The sequence below is a fragment of the Xanthomonas protegens genome, from assembly GCF_038442435.1.
GTDB lineage: Bacteria > Pseudomonadota > Gammaproteobacteria > Xanthomonadales > Xanthomonadaceae > Xanthomonas_A > Xanthomonas_A sontii.
On record NZ_JAQJCQ010000003.1, the window covers coordinates 195529 to 210973 of the forward strand.

General features: G+C 69.2%; 14 protein-coding genes. 4 read left to right on the forward strand and 10 right to left on the reverse strand.

The window, feature by feature from the left end:
* The first annotated feature begins 6 nt into the window (after nt 1–6).
* Complete coding sequence (locus PIQ37_RS05780; RefSeq protein WP_010341738.1) at nt 7–1326, forward strand: ABC transporter ATP-binding protein; 1320 nt, start codon at nt 7–9, stop codon at nt 1324–1326.
* A 774-nt stretch (nt 1327–2100) separates the two neighbouring features.
* Here the strand turns inward: PIQ37_RS05780 and PIQ37_RS05785 are convergent.
* The 6 genes from PIQ37_RS05785 to PIQ37_RS05810 all read right to left on the reverse strand — a co-directional run bounded on the left by PIQ37_RS05785 (nt 2101) and on the right by PIQ37_RS05810 (nt 6595).
* Entirely contained in the window at nt 2101–2400 is a 300-nt protein-coding gene (locus PIQ37_RS05785) for a hypothetical protein (protein WP_342072718.1), read from the reverse strand.
* A 130-nt stretch (nt 2401–2530) separates the two neighbouring features.
* Nucleotides 2531–3721: a methyl-accepting chemotaxis protein gene (locus PIQ37_RS05790; RefSeq protein WP_267114107.1), complete on the reverse strand. Its 1191-nt coding sequence runs from the start codon at nt 3719–3721 to the stop codon at nt 2531–2533.
* 162 nt (nt 3722–3883) lie between these two features.
* Complete coding sequence (gene hflD / locus PIQ37_RS05795; RefSeq protein ID WP_342072719.1) at nt 3884–4498, reverse strand: high frequency lysogenization protein HflD; 615 nt, start codon at nt 4496–4498, stop codon at nt 3884–3886.
* On the reverse strand, nt 4495–5637 hold the full coding sequence (gene mnmA, locus PIQ37_RS05800; RefSeq protein ID WP_342072720.1) for a tRNA 2-thiouridine(34) synthase MnmA: 1143 nt from the start codon (nt 5635–5637) through the stop codon (nt 4495–4497). Before mnmA ends, hflD begins: the two co-directional genes overlap by 4 nt.
* Entirely contained in the window at nt 5634–6092 is a 459-nt protein-coding gene (locus PIQ37_RS05805; RefSeq protein ID WP_342072721.1) for an NUDIX hydrolase, read from the reverse strand. Before PIQ37_RS05805 ends, mnmA begins: the two co-directional genes overlap by 4 nt.
* Nucleotides 6092–6595, reverse strand: coding sequence for a hypothetical protein (locus tag PIQ37_RS05810; protein WP_342072722.1), 504 nt, complete (start codon nt 6593–6595; stop codon nt 6092–6094). The genes PIQ37_RS05805 and PIQ37_RS05810 overlap by 1 nt, the downstream gene beginning before the upstream one ends.
* 76 nt (nt 6596–6671) lie before the next feature.
* Here PIQ37_RS05810 and clpS point away from each other — a divergent pair, with 76 nt between their 5' ends.
* Both clpS and clpA read left to right on the forward strand, forming a co-directional pair.
* Nucleotides 6672–6992 carry an ATP-dependent Clp protease adapter ClpS gene (gene clpS / locus PIQ37_RS05815; RefSeq protein WP_010341728.1) on the forward strand — a complete coding sequence of 107 codons (321 nt, stop codon included), beginning with the start codon at nt 6672–6674 and terminating at the stop codon, nt 6990–6992.
* 123 nt (nt 6993–7115) lie between these two features.
* On the forward strand, nt 7116–9398 hold the full coding sequence (gene clpA, locus PIQ37_RS05820) for an ATP-dependent Clp protease ATP-binding subunit ClpA (RefSeq protein ID WP_342072723.1): 2283 nt from the start codon (nt 7116–7118) through the stop codon (nt 9396–9398).
* Nucleotides 9399–9522: 124 nt separating this feature from the next.
* On the opposite strand, the gene infA is transcribed toward clpA, so the two are convergent.
* The 4 genes from infA to trxB form a co-directional block, all read right to left on the reverse strand.
* A complete protein-coding gene (gene infA, locus PIQ37_RS05825) occupies nt 9523–9741 on the reverse strand; it encodes a translation initiation factor IF-1 (protein WP_004425677.1) in 219 nt (72 codons plus the stop codon).
* Between the two features lie 92 nt (nt 9742–9833).
* On the reverse strand, nt 9834–10571 hold the full coding sequence (gene aat, locus PIQ37_RS05830; protein ID WP_342072724.1) for a leucyl/phenylalanyl-tRNA--protein transferase: 738 nt from the start codon (nt 10569–10571) through the stop codon (nt 9834–9836).
* Between the two features lie 22 nt (nt 10572–10593).
* Nucleotides 10594–11718: a GNAT family N-acetyltransferase gene (locus PIQ37_RS05835; RefSeq protein ID WP_342072725.1), complete on the reverse strand. Its 1125-nt coding sequence runs from the start codon at nt 11716–11718 to the stop codon at nt 10594–10596.
* A 108-nt stretch (nt 11719–11826) separates the two neighbouring features.
* Nucleotides 11827–12795 carry a thioredoxin-disulfide reductase gene (gene trxB, locus PIQ37_RS05840; protein ID WP_010341722.1) on the reverse strand — a complete coding sequence of 323 codons (969 nt, stop codon included), beginning with the start codon at nt 12793–12795 and terminating at the stop codon, nt 11827–11829.
* A 287-nt stretch (nt 12796–13082) separates the two neighbouring features.
* Between trxB and PIQ37_RS05845 the strand changes: the two genes are divergently transcribed.
* Entirely contained in the window at nt 13083–15440 is a 2358-nt protein-coding gene (locus PIQ37_RS05845) for a DNA translocase FtsK (RefSeq protein WP_017913921.1), read from the forward strand.
* Nucleotides 15441–15445 lie beyond the last annotated feature (5 nt).

The window sequence follows — 15445 nt, forward strand, 5'->3', positions numbered from 1 at the left end:
CCGACCATGAGCTATTCCGCAAGCGTGCCCGAGCGCGCCCCGCTGGTCCGCGTGCAGGGTGTGCGCAAGACCTACGACAAGGGCGGGGCGACGCCGCTGGTGGTGCTGGAGGACGTCGACCTGACCCTGCACTCGGGGCAGATCGTGGGCCTGCTCGGCCGTTCCGGCTCGGGCAAATCGACCCTGCTGCGCGCCATCGCCGGGCTGCTGCAGCCCAGCGCCGGCAGCATCGCCTTCCGCGATGCCGCGCCGGGCCAGGTGGCCGACGACATCGCCATGGTGTTCCAGAGCTTCGCCCTGTTCCCGTGGCTGACCGTGCTGCAGAACGTGGAAGTGGGCCTGGAGGCGCGCGGCGTGGCCGCCGACGAGCGCCGCCGGCGCGCCCTGGCGGCGATCGACCTGATCGGCCTGGACGGCTACGAGGGAGCCTACCCGAAGGAACTGTCCGGCGGCATGCGCCAGCGCGTGGGCCTGGCGCGGGCGCTGGTGGTGCGACCGAAGCTGCTGCTGATGGACGAACCGTTCTCGGCGCTGGACGTGCTGACCGCCGAGACCCTGCGTACCGACCTGCTGGACCTGTGGTCGGAAGGGCGCATGCCGATCGAATCGATCCTGATGGTCACCCACAACATCGAAGAAGCGGTGCTGATGTGCGACCGCATCGTGATCTTCGGCGCCAATCCGGGGCGGGTGATCGGCGAGATCGAGGTGACCCTGCCGCAGCCGCGCAATCGCCTGGCACCGGCGTTCCGCGCCCTGGTCGACGACATCTATGCGCGCATGACCGCCAGCCCGCAGCGGCCGCAGACCCGCGAGGGCGTGTTCCCGGGCAGCGGCATCGCCATGGTGTTGCCGCGCGTCTCGAGCAACCTGCTGGCCGGCCTGATCGAAGCGGTGGCGGCCGAGCCCTACCACGGCCGTGCCGACCTGCCGCCGTTGGCGGCCGGCCTGCAACTGGAAGTGGACGAACTGTTCCCGATCGCCGAGACGCTGCAACTGCTGCGCTTCGCCGTGTTCGAACAGGGCGACCTGCAACTGACCCCGGCCGGACAGCGCTTCGCCGAACTGGGCACCGACGCGCGCAAGCAACTGTTCGCCCAGCACCTGGCCACCTACGTGCCGCTGGCCGCGCACATCCGCCGCGTGCTCGACGAACGCCCGGCGCATCACGCGCCGGCGCGCCGCTTCCGCGACGAACTGGAAGACCACATGTCCGAGGCCTATGCGGCGGAGACCGTGCAAGCGGTCACCAGTTGGGCGCGCTACGCCGAGTACTTCGCCTACGACAAGCAGGCGGACCTGTTCTCGCTGGAGAATCCGAGCTAAGCCGGGGCGTTGCGTAGCATCGCGTAGGAGCGGCTTCAGCCGCGACCCGACGCCAAGCATCGCAGGAGCAGCGTCAGGCGCGAACGGACATCTGCCGCAGCCTTCGCCGCGAAGGGATGGCATGACGTCACAAAGTGCCAGCCCACCCGCAGGGCAGCTTGTGGCAGGGACTCCAGCCGCAACTGCAGACGCATCAGCGTTGCCGGATGGCGTCATGCGTCGCGACTGAAGTCGCTCCCACAGTGACGCTTCCCCGCGACCGGGCGCTCGACATAGGGGAGCGGGTTCAGGCACGCGCCTGGATGCGACGTCGGTAGGCCGATGCCGCGTCTCGCCGCCAAATCCGCCTTTCGCCGAGTGCGCCTTTGCAGCAACGATGTCGCGATCTGATTGGAGAGGTCGCGATCTGATCGGAGTAATTGTGGGAGGGACTTCAGTCCCGACTGCATGCAGCCTGCCAGGCGCGTGTCGCGCGCTTTTCGCGACCAAATGGCATTGCGTATCGCTGCCATTTGCCGTGGTCTAGCGAGACCAGCCGTCGCCTCGTAGGAGCGGCTTCAGCCGCGACGAAGCATTACCGGGACCGCCTGTCGCGGCTGAAGCCGTCCTACGGATGCGGCGCGCGCATGGTTGACTCGGCCCTCTCGGCCTTATGCGCCAAGCGAAATCGAGAATAACGAGCTGGGACGAACCGTTTGGCGACGCCCTGAAGGCAATGCCCTCACCAGGATCCGCTTGCCGCCCGCAACCGCAACCGCAACCGCCGAGATCGACTCAGTCGCCGTCGTACAGCGGAAAGTGCACCAGCGGCGCCGGCGTGCCGGCGGCGGCGACCGCGCTGCCGTTGAGGCCCATGTCCCAGGCCAGGCCGGCCCAGACCGGGTCGGCGATGCGCGCGTCCTGCTGCGCCGGCGCGCGTGCGATCAGCAGCTGCCGCAGTTCGGCCTGGGCCAGCGTCTCCAGCCGTCGCAGGGTATGGCCGGGCTGGCGCGGCGCGGTCACCGGCCGGATGCCGGGTGCGGCCACCGGCTCGGACGCAGGCACGTGCGCGCTGCTGCTGTCATCGCAGGACATGGCCGCAACTCGGGACAGGGACTGGAGAGGCATCGACATCGACGGGGCCGGACGGGAAGGGCAGAGACGACAAGCCCCGGCAGGGGCCGGGGACTCGTCGGTTCATGGCGCGGAGCGCGACAAGGCGGACTTAGAACAACTCGACCGTGCCGGCACCCATGCTCTGCTGCGCCACCGGCTTGTGCGGCGGACGCTCCCACTCGGTGCGCATGTCGCGCAGGCGGTTGCCGACCCGCTGCAGGGCGTCGATCAGTTCGTGGTCGAACACGCCGCCATTGCGGTGCAGCAGTTCCTGCAGCGCCACGGCCTCGCGGTTGATCGCGGTCAGGCGGTCCAGGTGGGTGTGCACGCCGCCCAGGGCCTGGGTGGCGATGTCCTCGAACTGCAGGGCGCGCACCGCTTCGGCGACGCTGCTGTCGATGGCGCGGCCGCACTCGGAGATCTCGCGCATGCCGTCGCCCAGCGAGTGGTTGATCGCGGCCACGTTGTCCAGCATCGCCGCGGCCTCGGCCCGCGCCTCGCGGGAGCGGTCCATGTCGCGCGAGGCCATGTTCGAGACCGTCTCGCGGACCTTGGCGATGGCGTCCTTGGAGCTGTGCGCCAGCTTGCGGATCTGCTCGTTGAAGGTGGTCGAGCGCTCGGACAGGTTGCGCACCTCGTCGGCCACCACCGCGAAGCCGCGGCCCGCCTCGCCGGCACGCGCCGCTTCGATCGCCGCGTTCAGCGCCAGCAGATTGGTCTGGTCGGCGATCGACTTGACGTCTTCCAGCAGGGCGAAGATGCCGTCCAGGTGCTGGGACATGTCGTCGATGTAGTGCACCGTGGTGCTGCTCTGGCCGCTGACCTGCTCCAGCGCCTCCACCAGCTGCTCCATGCGCTGGCTGGCATGCTGGGCGAAGCGGGCCACGTCCACCCCGGCGCCGCCGTCTTCGCCGGCGCGGTCGACGATGCGGGCCAGCGCCACGCTCTGCTGTCGCGACTTGCGATTCATCGCCTCGAAGCTGCCACCCAGGCCGCTGACCGCCTGGCGGATCAGCTCGCGGGCACGTTCGATCTCGGAGCGGGAGCCCTCGATCTCGTTGCCGACGAAGCTGCGCAGCTCGGTCAGCAGGTGGTCCTGCTCGCGCATGACCTTGGCCTGCTCCGGCGAGCGCCGGCTCTGGCTGTACGCGGTCCAGCCGGCGAAACCGAGCCAGCTCAGCGTCATGGTGGTGAGGATGGCCCAACGGACCGGGGCCGGCCAATCGAAACCGGCGGCGATGGGGAACAGCAGCGTCAGGGCGAGCGGGGCGGCCAGACGGATCAGGAGGCGTGAGTACATGGAAGTTCTCGGCAGATTCACGATTGCTGTATCGGCCGTCCCCCCCGGGTCTTTAGCAACGCGGTGCGCGGATCATCGAAACCTGCCGACATTCGTACGATCTGCGTCGCAGAACCACCGCGGGCGGCGCGCTGCCGACCCGGTGCCGGCACCCCGGGGGACTCAGCGCAATGCGCGGTCCACGGTCTCGCGCATGCGCCGCTTGGCCAGCAGGAAATCCCACAGGCTGCCGCCCATCTGCCGCCACAGCACCGCCGCACGCACCGCCGCCAGCAGCAGCGCGCGAATCTCCGCCACCACCCCGGCCTGGCCGAGGTAATGCGGGTTGCCCTGCACCATCACCCGTGGGCGCAGGTGACTGATGGTGTCGGCGTAGAGCTGGCCCAGCGCCGCGATCACCTCCGGGTGGGTGCTGTCGGCATGGCGCTCCAGCAGCGGCGCGATCCGGGCCAGGCCGGCGTCGACCTTGGCGTCGGTCTCGGCATCGCCGGCGAAGCGCCGTTCCAGCTGGATCACCGCCAGCGCCAGCCGCGGCAGCACCTCGTCCTGGCCCTGGTTGCGGAAGTAGTTGTGCAGCAGGCGCAGGCCCGGCGCCAGGTCGGCGCGGCGGCCGTAGACCGCTTCGGGGCTGGGCGCGTCGATGCGGAACACGCTGTCGAGCAGGGTGCGCACCAGCGACGCCTCCGACTGGCCGGTCTCGGCGATGCGCCGCACCTGCTGCAGGGCCTGGGCCATGCCCGCCAGCGCCAGCATGCGCGCGTCCATGGAATCGGTCATCGAATGGGGTCCTCGTGTACGGCGGGGGCCTGCTGCGCCAGGCGGCGCTCCAGCGGGGCATCGGTGGTGGCGATCACGGCGCCGCCCAGGCATTCCTCGCCCTGGTACAGCACCAGCGACTGCCCGGGGGTGACGGCGCGCTGCGGGCGCGCGAAGCGGACCGACAGGGTGCCGTCGTCGGCGACCTCGACCGTGCAGGGCTCGTCGGCCTGGCGGTAGCGGGTCTGCGCGGTGCACTCGAAGCGCCGTGCCGGCGGCGCGCCGGCGATCCAGTGGGCGGCCTCGGACTGCAGCCCGTTGGCCATCAGGTAGGGGCTGTCGCGGTCCTGGTCGACGTACAGCACGTTGCGGGCGACGTCCTTGCCGACCACGTACCACGGCGCCGCGGCGCGGCCGCGCACCCCGCCGATGTTCAGGCCCTCGCGCTGGCCCAGGGTGAAGTAGAACACGCCCGGATGCTCGGCCACGACCTGCTCGTGCGGGTCGCGGATCTCGCCGCGCCGCGCCGGCAGGTAGCGGCCCAGGAATTCGCGGAAATCGCGTTCGCCGATGAAGCAGATGCCGGTGGAATCCTTCTTGGCGTGGGTCGGCAGGCCGGCCTCGCGGGCGATGCGGCGCACCTGTTCCTTGGGCAACTCGCCGACCGGGAACAGGGTCGCGGCCAGTTGCGCCTGGCCCAACTGGTGCAGGAAGTAGCTCTGGTCCTTGTTGCGGTCCAGCCCGCGCAGCAGCCGCCAGCGGCCGCCGACGCTGTCCACCCGCGCATAGTGGCCGGTGGCGATGCGCTCGGCACCGAGTTCGCGCGCCGCGTCCAGGAAATGCTTGAACTTGACCTCGCGGTTGCACAGCACGTCCGGGTTGGGCGTGCGTCCGGCGGCGTACTCGGCCAGGAAGTGAGCGAACACGCCTTGCCAGTACTCCTGCGAAAAGTCGCGGAAATGGAAGGGGATGCGCAGTCGCCCGCACACCGCCACCGCATCGCGGCGGTCGTCGTCGGCGCGGCAGTCGCCGCTGCCGTCGTCGGCCCAGTTCTGCATGAACAGGCCGGACACCGCCGCGCCCTGCTGGACCAGCTGCCAGGCCGCCACCGACGAATCCACGCCGCCGGAGACCCCGACCATGACCGCTGCGCCGCTCATGCCACCTGCCGCAACAGGTCCAGCGGGTAGCGGCGCCCGGCCAGGAAATCGGCCACCACCTGCCACACCAGCGGGCTGCGCCAGCGCGGCGCTTCGGCCTGCAGTTCGGCCGGGGTCATCCACAGCGCGCGCACGATGCCGGTGTCCAGCGGCCGCTGCGGGTCGTGCGCGACCGGATCGGCGGCGAAGGCGAAGCGCAGGTAGTGGCGGCCGGTGTCGGCCTTCCACTGGTAGGCGCCGATGAACGCGGTCGGTTGCACCTGCCAGCCGGTTTCCTCCAGCGTCTCGCGTACCGCGGCCTCGATCAGGCTCTCGTCCGGCTCCAGGTGGCCGGCCGGCTGGTTCAACACCAGCGCTCCGGCGATGGCTTCCTCGACCTGCAGCAGGCGCCCGTCGCGCACCACCACCGTGGCCACGGTCACATCCGGCTGCCAGGGTTCCGAGGCCGCCGTCATCAGAACAGGTCCTTGCCGCCGTTGAGTTCGGCGTCCATCGCGTCGGCGCCGCGCGCGGCCGCTTCCAGCGCTTCGCGCAGCGCCGCATCGTCGGCATCGGCGGGGATCTTGACCACGAACACCGCGGTACCGCCCTGGCGCACCCAGCCGCCGAGAATGTCCGACTGCGCATCCTCCAGCAGCCGGTTGGCGACCTTGGCGGGCAGGCTGTCGCCCTGCGCCTGGTAGGCCGGCGACCACACCTCGCGGATGCGGTAGCTGCCGAAGGTCTCCACCGGCGAGCGCACGTAGGTGAGCTGCTTGCGCTCTTGCCCGTGGTCGCGCAGGCCGAACAGCACCTGGTAGTCGCCGTCCTCGTCGGCCTGCACGTCGTAGCCCAGCGCCTGCAGACGCTTGCCCAGCGCCGCATCCGGCGGCTCGGCGGCGGCCGGCAGGGCGGCGGCGAGCAATGCGGCCAGCAGCGGAAGCTTGGGGAACATCGTCGAATGCATGCGCAGCGCCATCGAAAGGAGGGGAATTGTGCGGGCAGGGCCGGCGATCGTCCAATCCTGGCCGGCGGCCCCCGTATATAATGGGCGGATGCCCCGCAAGAATTCCCCCGAGCACGATCATGGCGTCATGGTGGAGACCGGCAAGCCGGAAGTCGCCCGCCCGCCCATGTATCAGGTGCTGTTGCTGAACGACGACTACACCCCGATGGACTTCGTGGTGACCGTGCTGCAGCAGTTCTTCTCCCTCGACCTGGAGCGCGCCACCCAGGTGATGCTGCACGTGCATACCCGCGGCCGCGGGGTGTGCGGGGTCTATACCCGCGAGGTGGCTGAATCCAAGGTGGCTCAGGTGAACGAGTTCTCGCGGATGAACCAGCATCCCCTGTTGTGCACGATGGAAAAAGCCTGATAGTGGGAGGCGTCGGTCACCGGTTTGCCCGGACTAACGCGGTGTGAACACACTGATCCGATAGGGTTGTGGAAATTCGCAACTCAAGCCACATATTGTCGGCAACAGACGTCGGAGTACACCATGTTCAGCAAAGATCTCGAGCAGACCATCGGCCAGTGCTACAAGCGCGCCCGGGAAGCCCGTCATGAGTTCATGACGGTGGAGCACCTGCTGTTGGCACTGCTCGACAATCCCTCCGCCCAGGCCGTGCTCAAGGCCTGCGGCGCCGACGTCGACCGCCTGCGCGGCGACCTGGAACAGGCCATCGAAGCCTCTGTGGCGCGCCTGGCCGACGACGATGGCCGCGACACCCAGCCCACCCTGGGCTTCCAGCGGGTGCTGCAGCGGGCGGTCTACCACGTGCAGTCCTCGGGCAAGAAGGAGGTCAGCGGCGCCAACGTGCTGGTGGCGATCTTCGGCGAGAAGGACTCGCACGCGGTGTACTTCCTGAACCAGCAGGACATCACCCGCCTGGACATCGTCAACTACCTGTCCCACGGCATCGCCAAGATGGGCGAGGACGGCGAGCACGCCGCGCCGTCCGACGGCGAGCCCAAGGGCGAGGCGGGCGAGGGCGAACCGAAGGGCGACGCGCTGGCCGAGTACGCCACCAATCTGAACGAGCAGGCCCGCAATGGCCGCATCGACCCGCTGGTGGGCCGCGCCGACGAGATCGAGCGCACCATCCAGGTGCTGTGCCGCCGCCGCAAGAACAACCCGCTGTACGTGGGCGAGGCCGGCGTCGGCAAGACCGCCATCGCCGAGGGCCTGGCCAAGCGTATCGTCGAGGGCACGGTGCCCGAGGTGCTGGCCGACGCGGTGATCTTCTCGCTCGACCTGGGCGCGCTGGTTGCCGGCACCAAGTACCGCGGCGACTTCGAGAAGCGCCTGAAGGGCGTGCTGACCTCGCTGAAGAAGGTCCCCAACGCGGTGCTGTTTATCGACGAGATCCACACCATCATCGGCGCCGGTTCCGCCTCCGGCGGCACCATGGACGCCTCCAACCTGATCAAGCCGGCGCTGTCCTCGGGCGAGCTGCGCTGCATCGGCTCGACCACCTTCCAGGAATACCGCGGCATCTTCGAGAAGGACCGCGCCCTGGCGCGGCGCTTCCAGAAGATCGACATCGTCGAGCCGACGGTGGGCGAAACCTTCGAGATCCTGCAGGGCCTCAAGCCCAAGTACGAGGCGCACCACGGCGTGACCTACGCCGACGACGCACTGCAGGCGGCGGTGGACCTGTCGGTCAAGCACATCGGCGACCGGCTGCTGCCGGACAAGGCGATCGACGTGATCGACGAGGCCGGCGCGCGCCAGCGGCTGCTGCCGGAAGGCCAGCGCAAGGAGCTGATCGACATCGAGGAGATCGAGACCATCGTCGCCAAGATGGCGCGGATCCCGGCCAAGCAGGTCAGCGCCACCGACAAGGACGTGCTGCAGCACCTGGAGCGCAACCTGAAGATGGTGATCTTCGGCCAGGATCCGGCGATCGAGACCCTGTCCTCGTCGATCAAGCTGGCGCGCTCGGGCCTGGCCAATCCGGAAAAACCGATCGGCAACTTCCTGTTCGCCGGTCCCACCGGCGTGGGCAAGACCGAGGTCACCAAGCAGCTGGCGCTGCAGCTGGGCATCGAGCTGGTGCGCTTCGATATGTCCGAGTACATGGAACCGCATTCGATCAGCCGCCTGATCGGTGCGCCCCCGGGCTACGTCGGCTTCGACCAGGGCGGCCTGCTGACCGAGAAGATCGTCAAGACCCCGCACTGCGTGCTGCTGCTGGACGAGGTGGAGAAGGCGCACCCGGACATCTTCAACATCCTGTTGCAGGTCATGGACCGCGGCGTGCTCACCGACACCAACGGGCGCGAGGCCAACTTCAAGAACGTGATCCTGGTGATGACCACCAATGCCGGTGCCACCCAGGCCTCGCGGCGCTCGATCGGCTTCACCCAGCAGGACCACTCCACCGATGCGATGGAGATCATCCGCCGCAGCTTCACCCCGGAGTTCCGTAACCGCCTGGACGCGGTGGTGCAGTTCCAGCCGCTGGCCTTCAGCCACATCCTGCGCGTGGTCGACAAGTTCGTGATCGAGCTGGAGATGCTGCTGCAGGAGAAGCACGTGTCGCTGTCGGCGACCCCGACCGCGCGCGACTGGCTGGCCCAGCACGGCTTCGACCCGCTGATGGGCGCGCGGCCGATGGCGCGGGTGATCCAGGACAAGGTCAAGCGCCCGCTGGCCGACGAGCTGCTGTTCGGCAAACTGGTCAACGGCGGCCGCGTCACCATCGACGTGCGCGACGGCGAGCTGGTGGTGGACACCCAGGCCGAGCCGGAGCGCCTGCTGCCGGCGACGGTGGACTGAGGCCGACAGGCACGACGAAAGGCGGCTGCAGAGGCTGCAGCCGCCTGGCGGGGTCACCGTCGTTCCACCGTTGCAGACGCGAAAGGCGGCCGTGGGCCGCCTTCTTCATGTCCGCCGGGGCGGATTACTTCATGCGGTAGGTGATGCGACCCTTGGTCAGGTCGTACGGGGTCATTTCGACCTTCACCCGGTCGCCGGTCAGGATGCGGATGTAGTTCTTGCGCATGCGGCCGGAGATGTGGGCGATGATTTCGTGCCCGTTTTCCAGCTTGACCCGGAACGTGGTATTGGGCAACGTCTCGCTGACGGTGCCTTCGAATTCGATGGAGTCGTCTTTCGACATGTAATCCTGTGCGATTCGGAACGGCCAAAGGCCTGAAGAGCGAGGATTTTACTCGCCTGGGCCGCGCCATGCAAAGTTTGCGTTAATCCCGCTCAGCCCTGGGCCAGTTCCGCGGCCGCCAGGGTGCCGAACCGCAGCGTCCACGGCGCGGCCTCGGCGGTCGCCGCCACCAGCGGCGCGATGGTGTCCAGGAACCGCGCACGCGGCCAGCGCTCGGCGCCGAGGCTGAGCAGGTGGTCGTTCTCCACCTGCGCGTCGATCAGCGGCCAGCCCCAGCCGTGCAGGCGCCGCGCCAGTGCCGCCAGCGCCACTTTGGAACCGCCGCTGCGCGCACTGAACATGCTCTCGCCGAAGAACATGCGCCCGCGCGCCACCCCATAGATGCCGCCGACCAACTCGTCGCCGTCGAACACTTCCACCGAATGTGCGTGGCCGGCCTGGTGCAGGGCCAGATAGGCGTCGCGCATCGGCGGGGTGATCCAGGTGCCGTCCTGGCCGCGGCGGGGAATCTGCGCGCAGGCGTCGATGACCTGGGCGAAGGCGGTGTCGGCGCGCAGCGTCCACGGGCAGTGGCGCAGGCTGCGCCGGAAGCGCGAGGACAGGCGCACGCCGTCGCTGCGGAACACGGTGCGTGGGTCCGGGCTCCACCACAGGATTGGCTCGCCGTCGGAGTACCAGGGGAAGATGCCCTGCGCGTAGGCCGCGAGCAGGCGGGTCGGCGACAGGTCGCCGCCGACCGCGAGCAGGCCGTCCGGCTCGCGCAGGGCGCTGGACGGCGGCGGGAACGGGGCGGCGGGATCGGCCGCGAGCAGGGCAGGGAGACGACGCATCGCCGGCAGCGTAGCCGATGCCTCAGGCGTCGTGGCGGAACGGCGAGTGGCGCTGCAGCGCCGCCGCGTGCTGGCGCACCTCTGCGCGCTCCTGCGCGCACCACTCGGCCAGCGGCACGCGGAAGCCGGGGTCGGCGATCCAGTGGCGGCTGCGCACCAGCCGCGGCAGAAAGCCGCGGGCGATCTTGTGCTGGCCCTGCGCGCCCGGCTCGAAGCGGGTCAGGCCCTCGCGCAGGCAGTACTCGATACCCTGGTAGTAGCAGGTCTCGAAGTGCAGGCCGGGCAGGGGCTCGCCGCCCCAGTAGCGGCCGTACAAGGTGTCGCCGCCGCGCAGGCAAAACGCCCCGGCCACCGGCGTGCCGTCATGCATGGCCAGGAAGATCAGCAGGTTGCGCGGCATCGTGCGCGCAAGGTGCGAGAAGAAGTCCAGGGTCAGCGCCGGCGAATTGCCGTAGTCGTCGAAAGTGCGCAGATAGAAGCCGTACATCGCCTGCAGATCGGCGGCGCTGGCCTCGTCGCCGTGCAGCACGCGGAAGCCGATGCCGGCGCGCTGCACCTTGGCCCGCTCCTGGCGGATGTTCTTGCGGTGCTTGTGGTCCATCGCGCCCAGGTAATCGTCGAACGTGGTCCAGCCGGCGTCGTTGTGCCACTGGTACTGCACGTCGTTGCGCTCCAGCCAGTCGGCGCCGAACGCAGCGTCCTCGTCGGCGCGGTGGAAATTGACGTGGGCCGAGGACAGGGCGGTGCGCTCGGTCAGCGCCTGCATGGCCGCGAGCAGTTCCTGTCGCGCCGCCAGGTCGCGGGCGAGCAGCCGTGGCCCGGTCACCGGCGAGTACGGCACCGCGCACAGCCACTTGGGGAAGTAGTCCTGGCCGTAGCGCGCATAGGCATGCGCCCAGGCATGGTCGAACACGAATTCGCCGTGCGAGTTGCTTTTGACGTACCCGGGCGCCGCCGCGACCAGCGTCTCGCCGTCCCAGACGGTGAGATGCAACGGGCTCCAGCCCCAGTCCGGGCGCAGGCAGCCGTGCCGCTCCAGGCCGGCCAGGAAGGCGTGGGCGACGAAGGGATTGCGGCCGTCGTGCAGGGCGTCCCAGTCGGCGGCGGCGACCGTATCGAGCTGGTGCAGCCAGCGGATCCGGCTCATCGCCGGCGCTGCTCGCGGTGGAAGGCGGCGCAGCGGTGGCCCGCGTCACCGGCCGCGCGCGCGGGCGCACGGCCGGCCAGACGCCGGCAGTGCAGGACGTGCGCGGACTCAGGCACCCTTGTCCAGATAGCGCTCGGCGTCCAGTGCGGCCATGCAGCCGAAGCCGGCCGAGGTGATCGCCTGGCGGTAGTGCTGGTCGGCGACGTCGCCGGCGGCGAACACGCCCGGCACCGAGGTCTCGGTGGCGGCGCCGCCGAGGCCGGAACGGATCTCCAGGTAGCCGTTGTGCATGGCCAGCTGGCCGTCGAACAGCTGGGTGTTGGGGTGATGGCCGATGGCGACGAAGAAGCCGTGCGCTTCCAGGTCGCGGGTGCTGCCGTCCTGCACCGACTTGACCCGCACGCCGGTGACGCCGGCCTCGTTGCCCAGCACCTCGTCCACCTGGTGGTGCCAGACGGTCTCGATCTTGCCGGCGGCGACCTTGGCGAACAGCTTGTCCTGCATGATCTTTTCCGCGCGCAGGGTGTCGCGGCGGTGCACCAGATAGACCTTGCGGGCGATGTTGGACAGGTACAGCGCCTCTTCCACGGCGGTGTTGCCGCCGCCGACCACGACCACGTCCTGGTCCTTGTAGAAGAAGCCGTCGCAGGTGGCGCAGGCGGACACGCCGCGGCCCTTGAACGCCTCTTCCGAGGGGATGCCCAGGTACTTGGCGGTGGCGCCGGTGGCGATGATCAACGCGTCGCAGGTGTAGTCGCCGCTGTCGCCGCTGAGCCGGAACGGGCGCTGCGACAGGTCGGCGGTGTGGATGTGGTCGAAGATCACCTCGGTCTCGAAGCGCTCGGCATGCGCCTGCATGCGCGCCATCAGGTCCGGGCCCATCAGGCCGTGGGGGTCGCCCGGCCAGTTGTCGACCTCGGTGGTGGTCATCAGCTGGCCGCCCTGCTGCAGGCCGGTGATCACCACCGGCTTGAGATTGGCGCGCGCGGCGTAGACCGCGGCGGTCCAGCCGGCCGGGCCGGAACCCAGGATCAGCAGGCGGGAATGCTTGGCGGAATTGGCGGCAGAGGGGCTCATGTATACTCGCGAACAGGGTGAAATGGCGGCGGAAACGCGGCATTGCGCGGATTCCGGCGAAGGCGCATAGAGTGGCGGCCGGCCTGGAACGAATCAAGCTGCGTGGCGGAAACGCTGCGGCCCGCTGCGACAGACAGCCTGTCTCGCGTGTCGTTGCCCGCCGCGATCGGGCGCTGCCGGCGTCGGCCTGCGCAAGTCCGGACGATTCAGTTACCGACTGCTGAAATGCAAGGGCGAGTCGTTTATTATCAATCACTAACGATGCATTTCTAAGGTCTGGTCATAGCGTGGCGAAGCAGGTTCCGGAACGCGGCAAAACCCAGGGCGCCAATGCGGCGGCACGCAAGCAGGGCGCCGCGCCCAACCCACGCCGGCAGAAGCTGTGGCGCGATCTGGCGCTGATCGCGATCGCGCCGCTGCTGCTGTACCTGCTGGCCAGCCTGGCCACCTATTCGGCGACCGATCCGGGCTGGTCGCATACCGGCAGCGTGGTCGCGCCGGTGCACAACATGGGCGGCAAGTTCGGCGCCTGGATCGCCGACGTGCTGCTGCAACTGTTCGGCTATGTGGCCTTCCTGCTGCCGGTGGTGATCGGCGCGATCTCCTGGATCGCGCTGTTCGGCATGGACCAGGACGGCGATGGCGAGGCCGACCTGGGGCCGGCGCTGCGCCTGGTCGGCATCGTCGGTTTCCTGATCGCCGCCACGGGGCTGCTGCACCTGCGCCTGTTCGCCGGCGACGTGGCCGGGGCCGGCGGCATCCTCGGCAAGCTGGTCGGCAATTCGCTGGGCGCCGGGTTCGGCGCGCTCGGCGCCAACCTGTTCGTGCTGGTATTGCTGCTGGTATCGGTGACCCTGGCCACCGGGCTGTCCTGGTTCGCGGTGATGGAGCGCATCGGCAAGGCGGTGATGACCCTGCCGGCGCTGGCCCGCCGCGGCACCCAGCAGGCCAACGAATGGCAGCAGACCCGCGCCATGCGCGAGGAACGCGAGGAAGTGCGCAAGGTCGATGCCGTGCAGCGCGCCAAGCGCGAGCCGGTCAAGATCGAGCCGCCGCCGGCGCCGGTGGTGGAGAAGAGCGAGCGCGCCAAGCGCGAGCAGCAGATCCCGCTGTTTCACGGCACCGGCAGCGACCCGTCCGGGGTGCCGCCGCTGGCCCTGCTGGACGATCCTAAGCCGCAGGCCAAGGGCTATTCCGAGGAGACCCTGGAAACCCTGTCGCGGCAGATCGAGTTCAAGCTCAAGGACTTCCGCATCGAGGCGCAGGTGGTCGGCGCCTATCCGGGCCCGGTCATCACCCGCTTCGAGATCGAGCCGGCGCCGGGCATCAAGGTCAGCCAGATCAGCTCGTTGGACAAGGACATCGCCCGCGGCCTGTCGGTGAAGTCGGTGCGCGTGGTCGACGTGATCCCGGGCAAGTCGGTGATCGGCCTGGAGATCCCCAATGTCAGCCGCGAGATGATCTATCTCAGCGAGCTGCTGCGCTCCAAGGAATACGACAAGTCGGCCAGCCCGCTGACCCTGGCCCTGGGCAAGGACATCGCCGGGCGCCCGACCGTGGCCGACCTGGCGCGCATGCCGCACCTGCTGGTCGCCGGCACCACCGGCTCGGGCAAGTCGGTGGCGGTCAACGCGATGGTGCTGAGCCTGCTGTACAAGGCCTCGGCCAAGGACCTGCGGATGCTGATGATCGACCCGAAGATGCTCGAACTGAGCGTCTACCAGGGCATCCCGCACCTGCTGGCGCCGGTGGTCACCGACATGAAGGAGGCCGCCAACGGCCTGCGCTGGTGCGTGGCGGAGATGGAGCGCCGCTACAAGCTGATGAGCGCGGTCGGCGTGCGCAACCTGGCCGGCTTCAACAAGAAGGTCAAGGACGCGCAGGATGCCGGGCAGCCGCTGATGGACCCGCTGTTCAAGCCCAACCCGGACCTGGCCGAGGCGCCGCGTCCGCTGGACACGCTGCCGTTCATCGTCATCTTCATCGACGAATTCGCCGACATGATGATGATCGTCGGCAAGAAGGTCGAAGAGCTGATCGCGCGCCTGGCGCAGAAGGCCCGTGCCGCCGGCATCCACCTGATCCTGGCCACCCAGCGCCCCTCGGTGGATGTGATCACCGGCCTCATCAAGGCCAACATCCCGACCCGCATCGCCTTCCAGGTCAGCTCCAAGATCGACTCGCGCACCATCCTCGATCAGTCCGGCGCCGAAACCCTGCTCGGCCACGGCGACATGCTGTATCTGCCGCCGGGCACGGCGATGCCGGACCGCGTGCACGGCGCCTTCGTCAGCGACGAGGAAGTGCACCGGGTGGTCGAGCACCTCAAGGCCAGCGGCCCGGCCGACTACATCGAGGGTGTGCTCGACGAGGTGCAGACCATGGGCGACGGCACCGTGATCGGCGCCACCGGCCTGCCCGAGGCCGGCGGCGGTGGCGGCGACGAATCCGATCCGCTGTACGACGAGGCCCTGCGCATCGTCACCGAGACCCGCCGCGCCTCGATCTCCGGCGTGCAGCGGCGGCTGAAGATCGGCTACAACCGCGCCGCGCGGCTGATCGAGGCGATGGAAGCCGCCGGCGTGGTCAGCCCGCCCGAACACAACGGCGACCGCAGCGTGCTGGCGCCGCCGCCGCCGAAGTGAACCGC

What these genes read in the sequence shown, in the direction of transcription:
- PIQ37_RS05810 (WP_342072722.1), bottom strand. Translation starts at nt 6,595, where the DNA reads ATGGCGCTGCGCATGCATTCGACGATGTTCCCCAAGCTTCCGCTGCTG.
- PIQ37_RS05805 (WP_342072721.1), bottom strand. Translation starts at nt 6,092, where the DNA reads ATGACGGCGGCCTCGGAACCCTGGCAGCCGGATGTGACCGTGGCCACG.
- mnmA (WP_342072720.1), bottom strand. Translation starts at nt 5,637, where the DNA reads ATGAGCGGCGCAGCGGTCATGGTCGGGGTCTCCGGCGGCGTGGATTCG.
- hflD (WP_342072719.1), bottom strand. Translation starts at nt 4,498, where the DNA reads ATGACCGATTCCATGGACGCGCGCATGCTGGCGCTGGCGGGCATGGCC.
- PIQ37_RS05790 (WP_267114107.1), bottom strand. Translation starts at nt 3,721, where the DNA reads ATGTACTCACGCCTCCTGATCCGTCTGGCCGCCCCGCTCGCCCTGACG.
- clpS (WP_010341728.1), top strand. Translation starts at nt 6,672, where the DNA reads ATGCCCCGCAAGAATTCCCCCGAGCACGATCATGGCGTCATGGTGGAG.
- PIQ37_RS05780 (WP_010341738.1), top strand. Translation starts at nt 7, where the DNA reads ATGAGCTATTCCGCAAGCGTGCCCGAGCGCGCCCCGCTGGTCCGCGTG.
- PIQ37_RS05835 (WP_342072725.1), bottom strand. Translation starts at nt 11,718, where the DNA reads ATGAGCCGGATCCGCTGGCTGCACCAGCTCGATACGGTCGCCGCCGCC.
- PIQ37_RS05785 (WP_342072718.1), bottom strand. Translation starts at nt 2,400, where the DNA reads ATGTCCTGCGATGACAGCAGCAGCGCGCACGTGCCTGCGTCCGAGCCG.
- clpA (WP_342072723.1), top strand. Translation starts at nt 7,116, where the DNA reads ATGTTCAGCAAAGATCTCGAGCAGACCATCGGCCAGTGCTACAAGCGC.
- infA (WP_004425677.1), bottom strand. Translation starts at nt 9,741, where the DNA reads ATGTCGAAAGACGACTCCATCGAATTCGAAGGCACCGTCAGCGAGACG.
- trxB (WP_010341722.1), bottom strand. Translation starts at nt 12,795, where the DNA reads ATGAGCCCCTCTGCCGCCAATTCCGCCAAGCATTCCCGCCTGCTGATC.
- aat (WP_342072724.1), bottom strand. Translation starts at nt 10,571, where the DNA reads ATGCGTCGTCTCCCTGCCCTGCTCGCGGCCGATCCCGCCGCCCCGTTC.